10 protein-coding genes are annotated in these 12,387 nt (G+C 43.8%); 9 read left to right on the top strand and 1 reads right to left on the bottom strand.

The window, feature by feature from the left end; translation table 11 throughout:
* The first annotated feature begins 164 nt into the window (after positions 1 to 164).
* The 3 genes from AC2SLN_RS03930 (at position 165) to AC2SLN_RS03940 (ending at position 1,204) form a co-directional block, all read left to right on the top strand.
* Positions 165 to 281, top strand: coding sequence for a transposase-like zinc-binding domain-containing protein (locus tag AC2SLN_RS03930; protein ID WP_486550942.1), 117 nt, complete (start codon positions 165 to 167; stop codon positions 279 to 281).
* A 275-nt stretch (positions 282 to 556) separates the two neighbouring features.
* Positions 557 to 781 (top strand): hypothetical protein, encoded by a 225-nt coding sequence (locus tag AC2SLN_RS03935; RefSeq protein ID WP_495057363.1) that lies wholly within the window; start codon positions 557 to 559, stop codon positions 779 to 781.
* Positions 782 to 799: 18 nt separating this feature from the next.
* On the top strand, positions 800 to 1,204 hold the full coding sequence (locus AC2SLN_RS03940; protein WP_495057364.1) for an IS256 family transposase, variant Zn-binding type: 405 nt from the start codon (positions 800 to 802) through the stop codon (positions 1,202 to 1,204).
* 288 nt (positions 1,205 to 1,492) lie between these two features.
* On the opposite strand, the gene AC2SLN_RS03945 is transcribed toward AC2SLN_RS03940, so the two are convergent.
* Complete coding sequence (locus AC2SLN_RS03945) at positions 1,493 to 2,767, bottom strand: SIP domain-containing protein (RefSeq protein ID WP_486549575.1); 1,275 nt, start codon at positions 2,765 to 2,767, stop codon at positions 1,493 to 1,495.
* Positions 2,768 to 2,981: 214 nt separating this feature from the next.
* Here AC2SLN_RS03945 and AC2SLN_RS03950 point away from each other — a divergent pair, with 214 nt between their 5' ends.
* From AC2SLN_RS03950 to AC2SLN_RS03975, 6 genes are all read left to right on the top strand, one after another.
* Positions 2,982 to 3,746, top strand: coding sequence for an ABC transporter ATP-binding protein (locus AC2SLN_RS03950; protein ID WP_486549577.1), 765 nt, complete (start codon positions 2,982 to 2,984; stop codon positions 3,744 to 3,746).
* Between the two features lies 1 nt (position 3,747).
* A complete protein-coding gene (locus AC2SLN_RS03955; protein WP_486549578.1) occupies positions 3,748 to 4,887 on the top strand; it encodes an ABC transporter substrate-binding protein in 1,140 nt (379 codons plus the stop codon).
* Complete coding sequence (gene fhuB, locus AC2SLN_RS03960; protein ID WP_486549580.1) at positions 4,874 to 6,985, top strand: Fe(3+)-hydroxamate ABC transporter permease FhuB; 2,112 nt, start codon at positions 4,874 to 4,876, stop codon at positions 6,983 to 6,985. Before AC2SLN_RS03955 ends, fhuB begins: the two co-directional genes overlap by 14 nt.
* Positions 6,986 to 7,549: 564 nt before the next feature.
* Positions 7,550 to 8,899: a diaminobutyrate--2-oxoglutarate transaminase family protein gene (locus AC2SLN_RS03965; RefSeq protein WP_486549582.1), complete on the top strand. Its 1,350-nt coding sequence runs from the start codon at positions 7,550 to 7,552 to the stop codon at positions 8,897 to 8,899.
* Between the two features lie 89 nt (positions 8,900 to 8,988).
* Positions 8,989 to 10,515, top strand: coding sequence for a pyridoxal phosphate-dependent decarboxylase family protein (locus tag AC2SLN_RS03970; RefSeq protein WP_486549584.1), 1,527 nt, complete (start codon positions 8,989 to 8,991; stop codon positions 10,513 to 10,515).
* A 25-nt stretch (positions 10,516 to 10,540) separates the two neighbouring features.
* Positions 10,541 to 12,349, top strand: a complete 1,809-nt coding sequence (locus tag AC2SLN_RS03975; protein WP_486549585.1) for an IucA/IucC family protein — start codon at positions 10,541 to 10,543, stop codon at positions 12,347 to 12,349.
* Positions 12,350 to 12,387 lie beyond the last annotated feature (38 nt).

Below are 12,387 nucleotides of genomic sequence, written 5' to 3' on the forward strand. Positions count from 1 at the left end.
GTTATAGATTATTTTAAAACGTCTTCCTCGGAAGGCGTTTTTTATTGATTTATAGTTTTATCCCTTAAAGAATGAGTATGCGCAGAATAATGAAAAAGCGATGTAATGGACAACATTCTTGCTGAAACATTCTCTTAAGTTATATACTATCTATATTTGTAAGGATTGAAAGTCATGAATCAAAAAACTGCCCTTTTTGTCATCAAAAACATACTAAAAAGAACGGGCGCAACCAAGGCAAACAGCAGTACCTATGTCTAGCTTGTGGTAGACATTTTTAGGTTACAGGAGAGTTCATTATCAAATATTATGGATGGAATATGCGAAGGGTAAACAGACTTACAAACAACTGGCCGATAAGTATAGTTGTAGTATAAAAACTATTCAGAGACGCTTAGATAAAGCTATAGTCATAGGCAACTAAATAAGATACAAGACAACCGAGCGCAAGTACTACTCTAGTAGGCTTAGTGAGGTTAACGTTGTAGCTCTTTAGTTTGCCTACGACTATAATATTCAATATCGTATTAAGCGGCCAAAGCACGTGAGTATCATTATGGATACCACGTACTTTGGACGCAAGTTTGGTCTCATGGTCTTTGTAGACAATACCACCCAAGCTGTTTTACATTACGGCATAGTTGGTCATGAAACCAACCAAGACTACAAACAAGCCATAGACCACTTAAAAGCCTCAGGCATTGAGATACAAAGCATTACCTGTGATGGAAGACGAGGATTAAGAGCGTTATTTAATGATATACCTTGTCAAATGTGCTAGTTTCATCAAATACAAATAGTGACCCGCTACCTGACTCGTCGACCTAAAAATATAGCGAGTATTGAGCTCAGACAGCTTGCTCTAAAGCTTACAAAGCCCGATAGTAAGTCGTTTGTCACTGCCTTGGATGACTGGTATTTGACTCATGAAACCTACTTAAATGCGCGTAGTGTGAATGAAAATACGGGTAAAACTTGGTACACTCATAAGCGTCTTAGAAGTGCTTATCGTAGCCTACGAGTTAATAGTGATTGGTTATTTACTTACCAAGAATATGAGCATTTAGATATAGCAAATACAATCAATACTCTTGAAGGTTTGTTTAGTGATCTTAAACGGAAATTACACAGTCATCATGGACTAAATGAGAGCCGTAAGTTACGGTTTATTAAAGACTTTTTAACGTCAAAGTCTCTCAAATAGCATGAATTTTGTCCATTACACCTATTTTAATACTGACAAAATAAACGGGCAATAAAAAAGGCTCTCAATCTTTGAGAGCCTTATATTTCAATACTTTTACTGGTGCGCCCAGTATTAAACACATTGTATAGATAAGTTGTTGATTATTAATTAAAGGTTTAATATTTTACTATTTTGCTTATACCAACAAATATACCAACATTAATTTCATAGCTCATATATTGTTAATAGCAAAAGACCGTTAATAGCCAAAGCCCTGTTTTATACTGAATAAAGCATACATCCGCTCTAGCGGCGCCAATACACCTTAATAACTATCTCTGAGCGTGTCAGCCCCAATCTTGACTGTAATAGTCGGCGTAGCTGTTTGGTGGTGCTGGCTTCAAGAGCACCCCATACTCGGTTTATATGTGTGGGATTTTCATTTAAATAACTTTCTAAACAGGCGTCAATACGCATAGCCAATGTCTCAAATTTACCCTCATTCGTCTTAAGTGGCAAGATAATTGGCCTATCGGTTAGAGCATTGCTAAAGTCGACTTGTTCAAGGTAGTCCTGATCTGCTGGGTCTTGGGTGACACAAATAACCAATGGCGGCGTGGGCTGTGTCCAAAGCTCTAATAACCTAGCCACTGTTGGTATTGATGTTTCATCAGCAATCAATAGACAGCGTGTTTGACCGTTATTGCTGCTGATTTTTGCATCAGTTGTTGAAAGGTTGCTTGAGCCACCACCAAGTGCACCAAGATGAGCGAGTTTTTCTGGGATTTCACGTTTGGTCTTAATGATGTCTCCTGCTTGCAGTGCCATTGCCCAGTTTCCGCCTGGCGTGTCGCCATGAATAAAAATATCAATCCATGCTAATGGTTTACCCGAGTCGACCTCATTTCGGTATGCCTTACGCAAGGTGTAATAACAGTGCTGGCGAACTTTACTTTTTTTGGTAGCCTGGTTTGTTATGGGCTTAAATGAGACAGGGTCAAAAGTAGCTAAATCAAACAAATAAGCATAACCTGCTTCTTGAATCAGCACCGTATCTACTGAGCGCGGGTAATGGTAGGGGTCATTGTATTGCTTATGCTGCTTATCGTGCTGGTTGTCTTCAAGGGGTTGTGATAATGGGCTTATGACCAAGCGCAGCATGTTTTTAGTGACATAATAGCGCTCTTTTACCTCAAAATACTTATCAGTTAACTTGATGGTTCTTTTACCAATTTGTTTATCCGCTTTTTGTTTAAGAAGCACAAAGTGTAGCGGTAGCTCCTCTATATTCTCGATAGGGGCATCAAAGGCAATAAAATAAAGGTGCTCTGCTTCGGTATCGGTGGTCAGTTGTACCTGAATATCAAATCCTTGCTGATAGATTTTAACTAACTTTATAGGGGCATTTTGTAGCTGCGATGGGTCAATGTGATGGAACACACGTATTAAATCAGACAAATCTTCAGTGTGCTCTTCATTAATATGACCAAGGATATGTTGTGCATCGGGGTAACGGATAGGTGTCAGCGAGTGACGCTGACCATCTGAGGGTTTATTTAGGGAGTCGATGGTTTTGGTCATACAATATCTCGATGAGCGTGTGTAGAGGATCGTCTGTTATTTGTTTAATTATATTAGATAATGATTCTCATTACTACAAAGGCATGGTGTAATGGTGTAAAGGTAATATAATAATGAGAATTGTTTTTATTAACATTCGTAATGTATAATACAATATTTAGATGAACATATCTTGTATCGCTTTATTTTTCCTCACTTTAAATACGGCAATTTTATGTTACGAGCCCAAAAGCTTTCTATAACTCGTCAAGACAATACGCTATTACATAATATTCATTGCCAGATTACCCCTAACCAATTGGTGGCATTAATTGGACATAATGGATCGGGGAAAACTACGTTCATTAAAGCGTTGGCCGGAGAGATGTCACCCAGTGCGGGGTCATTAAGTCTGGATGATATGCCGCTTAATGCTTATGACAGTAAGGACTTGGCAAAAAAGCTGGCCTATTTGCCGCAGCAGCTGCCTGATGCTGCTTCCTTTACCGTCAGTGAGCTTGTGATGTTAGGGCGCTATCCGCATCAAAAATGGCTACAAAAACCCAGCAAAATAGACCGTGACAAAGTCAATGAGGCGATGCGCTTAACCCAAGTGGTGCCTTTTGCCGACCGTATTGTTTCTACCTTGTCAGGCGGGGAGCGGGCAAGGGTGTGGTTGGCCATGTGTTTGGCTCAAGATACGCAGTATTTGCTATTGGACGAACCACTGGCGGCATTGGATATAGGCTATCAGATAGAGGTTATGGCGCTGATCAGAGAGCTGGTAAAAACCCAGGGCTTGGGTGTGGTCATGATTGTGCATGATATTAATCTTGCTGCTCAATATGCAGACCGTATTGTCGCGCTCAAAGCAGGACAGATATGCCACGATGATACGGTGGTCAATATCATGCAGCCACACGTGCTAAAAGATATCTTTAATGTGGATATGCAGCTATTAACCCATCCGATTAATGGTCAACCTGTAGCAGTGGTGTAGTATGAAAGTCCGCATGTACTTCCCCAAAAAGAAGCTATCTATCTGCAATAAAGCTGCCTCAGCTACGCCAACTGTCTTTACTCGCTGTCTCACAAAAGCTACTTTTATTCCCTCTATTGCTACCAAATATACCACTATTAAACAGCTGCTCGCATTTGGCTGTGCTGCTCTGATATTACCAATAACTGGCTGCGGTCGCACCGATCAAGCAGTAGAGACTGCCCAAGCACAGCCGAATGCTAATGCAGTAGCTTCTGCAAATGCAGATACGACTGATCAAGCAAACAATCATTTGGCCTCCTCTCTTCATGTGGTGTCACCTGATTGGGGTGTAGCCGCCACGCTGACCGCCATGGGGCACCCACCAATTGCAACTGGGGATACCCGAGTATGGGATCAATGGGTTGATGAGCCCAAACTACCAGATTCTGTGTATGACTTAGGCATACGCTACCTACCAAACGCTGAGCTTGCAGCGCAGCTGCCTGTCGATTTAATTATAGATAACTTTTTTTATGAGCACTCACGTGTGGTGTATGGTGATGTTCCAGCCCAGTCGGTTATGTTTGCCAGTCAAGATGACACTGCTCAGTGGTCTGATTATGCAGAGCCGACACGTCAGCTTGGCGAGCTGATTGATAATCCAGCACAAGCAGAGCGTTATATCGATGAGAGTCAACGACGTATTGCGAAGGCAGCAAAGCAACTACAGCAAAGATATCCTGCTATCAAAAAGTTCGCTGTCGTTCAGTTTGTTGATGCCAATAATATGCGGATGTACGCAAAAAACAGTTTGTTTAATGCGGTGCTCAATCAAATGGATCGTCAGTTAGTGGCATTGGATAAAGGCAATGACTGGGGGTTTGTGCCTATCCAAATGGGGGATCTTACCCAGCTTGATCCTGATGTGTGTTTATTAGTGATTAAGCCGCTTAATCCAATAACGCAGCAACAAATACAAGACAGTTTGGTTTGGCAGCGTTTGGGCTATGGTGCCAATCCTAATACCTCCACCAATAGCCGCTGTATGACTATTTTGCCGCCGATATGGATTTATGGTGGTATGGCATCACTCACAAGTCTGGCAGAAAATCTTGCCTCAGCAACTTTAGTTGGAGGCCGCACGCATGACATCAAATAATCGTCAACCTACCCCCAATAAAACTCGGCATACCTCGAAAAACACCTCTCAAAAGTGTCAACCGCCTCAAAAACAAGCAGTGGCAGATACCACGTTTACCGCCTCATCTTTATCTTCAGCGGTAGAGGTGAAGCATTGGCGGGCTTGGGCATTATTACTGTTATTGCTGCTGGGCATTGGTGCTAGCAGTGCTGTCTTAATCAACACACTGTGGTCACTGCCGTTAATGGATCTATTCAAACCAAGCTTTGTACTTGATGTTGCGGATATGGCAATACAGCTAAAACTGGTTGCAACCAGTTTAGTGGCTTTATTGGCAGGGGGTCTGCTGGGGGTGGTCAGTGTGTTATTGCAGCAACTGGTAAAAAACCCGCTGGCCTCTGATACCACTTTGGCCATTGGTACAGGCGCTCAATTAGCCTTATTGATTACTACCTTATTTGTGCCAAGCTTGGCTATTTATGGCGGCGTCTGGATTGCCTTTGTTGGAGCTCTCTTTAGCTTAGGCTTGGTATTTAGTTTGTCGGCACCAAGTCGTTTTAATCCGCTGATATTGGTGTTAGCCGGACTGGTGGTTAATATTTTATTGGCATCTATAGCCAGTACCCTGGTGCTGTTTTTTACCGAGCGCAGTGTGGGTGTGTTGTCTTGGGCGGCAGGGTTTTTGACTCAGAATAACTGGCATACCAGTATGAAGCTGGTGATTACAGTCGCCGTATTGGCAGCTCTGAGCGTGCCTTTATTAAAGCCATTAACGCTGATGAGCCTTGATGATATGCAAGCGAAGCGTCTGGGGGTGCCTATTAATGCTTTGCGTTTGATCGTGATTGGCATCTCTGCGGTCGTGACGGCGCTGGTCATTAGTGAAGTGGGCCTGATTGGATTTATCGGTCTGGCTGCTGCCAGTTTGGTCAATGCGTTAGGTATTGCTCATATTGGGCGTAGATTGATTGCAGCCTTTGGGTTCGGTGCTTTATTACTTTGGCTCACTAGTAATGTAGGGCTGCTTTTAGAGCCTGTACTTGGTATGCCAATACCGGCAGGCTCTATCACTGGTATTTTAGGTGCACCACTGATTATTTGGCTTATTTTACGTCAAAGACGTCAAGGTGTGGCGCCGATTACTCCTATGCTAAGCCCGCAACGCAAAGCCATTAACTGGCATCTCTGGACAGTGGGATTACTGCTGCTAATTGTTGTTGTAAGCGTATTGGTAAAAGATATCTCAGGTGTTACCTTGAGTACCAATTGGGCGTTAACCAGTCAATACCGACTGCCGCGCACCTTTAGTGCTGCTGCTACTGGGGTGATGCTAGCGACAGCGGGGGTTCTATTACAAACATTAACCCGAAACCCAATGGCCAGCCCTGAAGTGCTTGGTATTAGCTCAGGTGCGGCTTTAGGCGTGATTACTGGGTTTTTATTATTACCTATGTTTGGTGTTAAAGCAGGCGCACTGAGTTTGGTAGGTTCGGGACTAGCAGGGGCGTTCTTAGTGTTGCTGCTGATTATTTGGCTGGCAAGCAAAGTCACGCCTGCTTATTTATTACTAGTCGGTATTGGGATTGCCGCTATGATGGATGGCGTGATGAGCATGGTAAAACTCTCCGGTGATCCAAGGCTTGAGGCGATGCTCAGTTGGTTATCTGGCACGACTTATAGCGCTAGTCCAGAAACCGTTTGGTATTTGATTACCGCCGCTGCGATTCTCCTAGCGCTGAGCATGTTATTGATTAAGCCCTTACGCGTATTAGGGCTAGGCGAGCCGGTTGCCCGCAGCTTAGGCGTTAAGGTTACCGCTTATCGGCTGTCACTATTAATTGTGGTTGCTGCGCTTAGTACGGTCAGCACCTTGGCGGTAGGGCCGTTGAGCTTTATTGGACTGATGGTGCCTCATTTAGCGACCTCTTTGGGCGCTGTACAACTTAAAAAACAGTTGCCATTGGCAGCGCTACTGGGAGCAGGGGTAATGGTGCTGGCCGACTGGATAGGCCGTTATATCATCTTTCCTTATGAGCTGCCGGCTGGCACTATTGCCGCCATTATAGGGGGGCTTTACTTTATATGGCTCATTCGCCGCAGCACGGTACATCCATAATGACAATACCTAACCAAAAGCCTAAATGACCGTGCCGATAAGATAGCACGTAGCGACCGCAGTCTTACAAAAATAACACTGCGGTCGCTGACAATCGCAGATTTTAATAAGGTAAATGGGTAATTCCATTTAGCTTAAGATTTAGCTTAAGGTTCTCTTAACTTGAGTTTCTTACCTGACGCTTTCTACAAAAAATTAGTTATTTAATATCAATAATTTAGCAGGGGTTAACACTTATTATTTTTCTAAAAAAATAATCCAATTTTAGGTTGACAGCAGATTTAATGTCAGTAAGAATATAGCTATCAAACGATAATGATTATCATTATAAATAAAAGAGTATTTATGATTGTAATCGTAAATACTCTTTTTAGTTTGCGCTTGTGGCTATCTCATTCAGCAATCTATCTGCTAGCCCACCTGCCTTTTACGTTGATATTTATTTTGAAGGCATCTACTTGTAGCAACGGATAAACACACGCTTGGTATTACGCAAAACTAGCGTATAACTTATTTGCAAGTGACTTGCAGGCTTAAGTTATTCAAAACCATAAGGGCTTTATTATGTATCTTTCCTTCTCAGCAAAAAAAAGAAACAACCAAAATTATTTAAATCGTCAGTATCAGTTTGAGTCTGAGGTGCTAAGTTACCCTCGCAAACTACCTTTTGCTATTGAGTCGGCTAAAGGGGTCTGGATTACGGATGTTGAGGGGAATAAATACATCGATTGTCTGGCAGGTGCCGGTACATTGGCACTGGGACACAATCATCCCGTGGTTACCCAAAGCATCAGGCAATTGCTCGATAGTGACATGCCCATGCATACACTAGACATAACCACGCCATTAAAAGATGAGTTTAGTGAGTTCGTCTATAATCTTTTGGCAACCGATGACACGGAGTATTGTTTACAGTTTTGTGGTCCTACAGGGGCAGATGCGGTAGAAGCAGCGATTAAACTTGCCAAAAAGGTAACGGGACGATCAGGCATTATTAGCTTTAGTGGCGGCTATCACGGTATGACACATGGCGCCTTAGCCGTCACAGGCAACCTAAGCCCCAAACAAGGGGTCGAGGGGCTAATGGGGCAGGTACAATTTATGCCTTATCCCAATATATACCGTAGTGCATTTGGATTGCCGCAGCCGCAAGATTTAGAAGCTCATATGGTCTATTTTGAGAACTTGTTGACGGATGTTGAAAGTGGGGTAACAAAACCTGCTGCAGTTATCTTAGAAGTTGTACAAGGGGAGGGCGGTGTTAATCCAGCGCCGATTGAGTGGCTAAAGCATGTTCGTCAAGTGACCAAAGCACTGGATATCTTGTTGATTATAGATGAGGTACAAACCGGATTTTGCCGTACAGGTCGCTGGTTTGCTTATCAACATGCAGATATAGACCCAGATATGGTGGTAATGTCAAAAGCCATTGGCGGCGGGCTACCCATGGCTGTGCTGGGCATCAAAAAACAATATGACCAGTGGCAAGCGGGCAACCATTCTGGAACCTTTAGAGGCAATCAATTGGCGATGGCGACAGGGCTAGCGACCTTAAAGTATCTAGAGCAAAACGATATGGCAGCGAAGGTGGCGGCCATGGGCTCAGCATTTATGACGCAGCTGCAGCAGCTACAAAAGCAGGAGCCACGCATTGGTAATGTGCGGGGTAGAGGGTTCATGATTGGCGTGGAAATTATTAATCCCAAGCAGCCCAAACAGGTTGATGGCAGTCATCCTGCTGATGGAGAGACAGCAGCACGCATTCAACAGGCATGTTTTAAGCAAGGTTTAGTGATTGAAAAAGGGGGGCGTATGGGCTCTGTACTGCGCTTCTTGCCACCTTTAACCATTACTGATTCAGAGCTTGAGCAAGTGTTACAAAAATTTCGCGCCGCGTTACAGACCACCCACTAATACACAAGGGGTGTCGTCCACAGTCTCTTCGATAAGAGGCCAATACGCCACCAGCCAGCATGATTTTGTCGCTAAGGATGAGGAATGTTTTGCAAATTTTAACTCACCAAACCAGTACCCAATACCTTGTCGATATACAAAAAGCCAGTCGTTTGATTAAGCAGTGGTTAGATAACAATAACCTATATTTAGGCGGCGACTGTGAGCAGCTAAAAGACGCTTTAGATTTAAGTATTACCCCGCAAGGCCGTGATATGCAGGCCATACTTGCAGATATAGAGCAGCAGCTATTACCCAACTGTGTATCAACTGCCCATACACACTGCTTGGCACACCTGCATCCACCGACTTTAGTGATTGGACAAGTCGCTGAGCTGATTATTGCCGGAACCAATCAAAGCATGGATTCATGGAATCAAAGCCCAGCGGCCACGTATATTGAACAAAAGCTTATTGACTGGCTATGTCAGCTCAGTGGTTTTGATTCAGCACCACAGACGCATTCAGGGGGTGTATTTACCAGTGGTGGCACTCAGAGTAATTTGATGGGGCTACTGCTGGCACGCAATCGGCATTATCAGCAACAGGGTGTTGATGTTCAGCATGAGGGTCTGGGTGGTCAGGCACCAGCCTTCATTTTATGCTCGGATCAAGCCCATTTTTCTATTGCCAAAAATGCCAGTTTGTTAGGTCTGGGGAGCGGTTCGGTTAAAACTGTTGATACCGATGACCAAGGCAGGATGGACATTTATGGTCTAAAAGCACGCATTGACCACTACGGTGCTGACAATATCATGGCCATTGTTGCTACCGCAGGCACTACAGATGCTGGCGCAATAGATCCTCTGGCTGATATTGCAACGCTTTGCCAGCAGCAGGGTGTCTGGCTGCATGTCGATGCTGCATGGGGCGGTGCATTACTGTTATCACAGCGTTATCGAGAGTGGATTGAGGGAATACATCAAGCAGATTCAATCACGCTTGATTTTCATAAGCATTTTTTCTTACCTATCAGTTGTGGGGCGTTTTTGCTAAAAGATAAACGCCACTTTGAGAGTATCCGTCAGCACAGTGATTACTTAAATCCAACCGATGATGATCAAGATAATATCCCAAATCTGGTGACCTACTCTCTACAAACAACGCGTAGGTTTGATGCGCTAAAGCTATGGCTGGCATTAGATCTGCTTGGAACTAACGGCTATGGTAAATTAATTGATACCTGTGTGGATACCGCGCAGCAAGCCGCTGATTTGATTCGCGCGCACCCAGACTTTGTGTTAATACATGATCCGCTCATCAGTAGCGTCTTGTTTTATTACGCGCCAAAGTCTGATGCAGTTCCACTAGAGCCCAACTGGCCTACCTCGGTACCGCTAGCGTCAGTAGCAGACCAGCAGGCGGGGTTGTCTGATGCAGCACTGATTATGCTCAATAGAAAAATTGCCCAGCAACTGCTTATTACAAACAGCGCCAATATCGCAACAACTGCCTACAAGCAGCAGTTTTGTCTTAAGTTCACTGTTTTAAATCCTGAGACCCAAGCGGCTGATATTCAAGATATTTTGGATGAGATAAGCAGGTTAGGTCGCACCCTTATTGCCGAAAATGGTTAAAAAAATAATTTGAAGGAAAACACAGATGATTCAACAAAAGACACTCGACCGATTGGTGCTACAAAATCTAATTAATGCTTATGCCTTTGAAACGCAGCAAGGCAAAGTAATTGACAATCAGCAGCAAAATGCCCAACAAAAGCAGCTGTCTCAGGGCAGACATTTGTTAGTGTTCAGACTTAAGCCGCTAGATATTACGATGGCAGTTGCTTTGGATAATGTGAGCAAATTAGGGCAACATCGTCTGGCTGACATACCCTCTATTTTAAAAGAGTCTTCGTGGGAGAGATTAGCACCAGCCAGCCTTGCGGCGCTTATTATTGAAGATTTAACGTATCGACAAAATAAAGGTAGTGGTAATAATACTGCTGCACTTGATGGTAATGGCGTGATGAAGCGCTGGCTTGAGAGCTATGAGGGGCTACAGATTATTTTGGCGCATCGCAGTGATGAGATTGATGACATCATCGAGGAAGATTTAGATTTTATAGAGACCGAGCAAAGCCTGATCTATGGGCACGCAATGCATCCAACTCCGAAGGGTAGAGCTGGGTTTTATGATAAAGAATGGGCACGATATGCACCAGAAACACAAAGCAAGACACGGCTGCATTACTGGTTGGTAGACCCACAATATATTGCAGATGACTTCGTCGATGGAGACAGTATTAGTGAGGCATTAAAACAGCAGCTTATTGATCATATGAATAATGATGCTCTGAGCATGAGTCGTTATCAGCTGGCGCTACTTGAGCAGCACCCCACTTATAAGCTATTACCTTTGCACCCTTGGCAGGCTAAATTCTTGCAGCAGCAAGACTGGTATCAGCGTTTGCTTGAAGACAGTCAGTTGTTTGATATGGGCGAGATGGGCTGGCAGTTACATCCCACCACCTCCGTACGCACGTTAGCTGCTTTTGATGCCCCTTGGATGTTTAAAGTATCTTTATCCGTGGCCATTACTAACTCAGTACGTATTAACCTTCCTAAAGAATGTCACCGAGGCATGCACGCTTGTCGCATATGGCGCAGTGACTACGGCAAGCAATTAAAAACCCAATATCCAAGCATTGAGGTGCTCAATGACCCAGCTTGGATTGCGCTTAAGATAGATAGAACGATTGTTAATGAGACAATTTGTATCTTACGTGACAATCCTTTTGATGCAGAGTCGGCAGTCACTAATTTGGCAAGCTTAAGCCAAGATCACCCCATGCGATTGACCAATCGCTTTAATACCTTATTTAAAGCCATCCATAAACGTACCAATGAGCCGTTACCACAAATTGCACGGCAATGGTTTGATACTTATTTGCAAGTTGGGTTCGTGCCGTTGATCCAAATGTATTATGAGCAAGGTATCGGCTTTGAGGTGCATCAACAAAATAGCTTGATTGAGCTACAAGAGGGCTATCCTACTAAATTTTGGGCACGTGACAACCAAGGCTTTGGCTATATTGCCGAATATGCAACAGCACTTATTGATGCCAATCCAGCGCTAATCAGTGAGGCTGAATGTGTTATCCCTGAAAACTTTGCCGATTCACGTGTGGCGTATTATTTGGTGGGTAATAGTATCTTCGGTCTCATTACGGCGATTGCTCGTACAGGTCTGGTCAGTGAAGATGAATTGTTAGAGCAGTTTAAGCAGTGTCTGCTAACCCTTGAGGCGCAGTACCCCCATCGCCCATTGTTTGATCTGTTGTTACGCAGCCCAACCTTGCCATTTAAAGGCAACTTACTTACCCGTTTGTATGCCTTAGATGAATTAACTGCTCCTGTTGAAACACAGTCGGTATATGTCGATATCCCTAATCCATTAGCAGAAGGCTAGTGCATGCAGCACTGAGGCAAAGCATACAATCATAAATA

The sequence above is a fragment of the Psychrobacter sp. CX90 genome (assembly GCF_057396305.2).

Bases quoted from the DNA above. Each gene is read 5' to 3' on its own strand.
- AC2SLN_RS03950 (WP_486549577.1), top strand. From the start codon at position 2,982: ATGTTACGAGCCCAAAAGCTTTCTATAACTCGTCAAGACAATACGCTA.
- AC2SLN_RS03975 (WP_486549585.1), top strand. From the start codon at position 10,541: ATGATTCAACAAAAGACACTCGACCGATTGGTGCTACAAAATCTAATT.
- AC2SLN_RS03965 (WP_486549582.1), top strand. From the start codon at position 7,550: ATGTATCTTTCCTTCTCAGCAAAAAAAAGAAACAACCAAAATTATTTA.
- AC2SLN_RS03955 (WP_486549578.1), top strand. From the start codon at position 3,748: ATGAAAGTCCGCATGTACTTCCCCAAAAAGAAGCTATCTATCTGCAAT.
- fhuB (WP_486549580.1), top strand. From the start codon at position 4,874: ATGACATCAAATAATCGTCAACCTACCCCCAATAAAACTCGGCATACC.
- AC2SLN_RS03945 (WP_486549575.1), bottom strand. From the start codon at position 2,767: ATGACCAAAACCATCGACTCCCTAAATAAACCCTCAGATGGTCAGCGT.
- AC2SLN_RS03935 (WP_495057363.1), top strand. From the start codon at position 557: ATGGATACCACGTACTTTGGACGCAAGTTTGGTCTCATGGTCTTTGTA.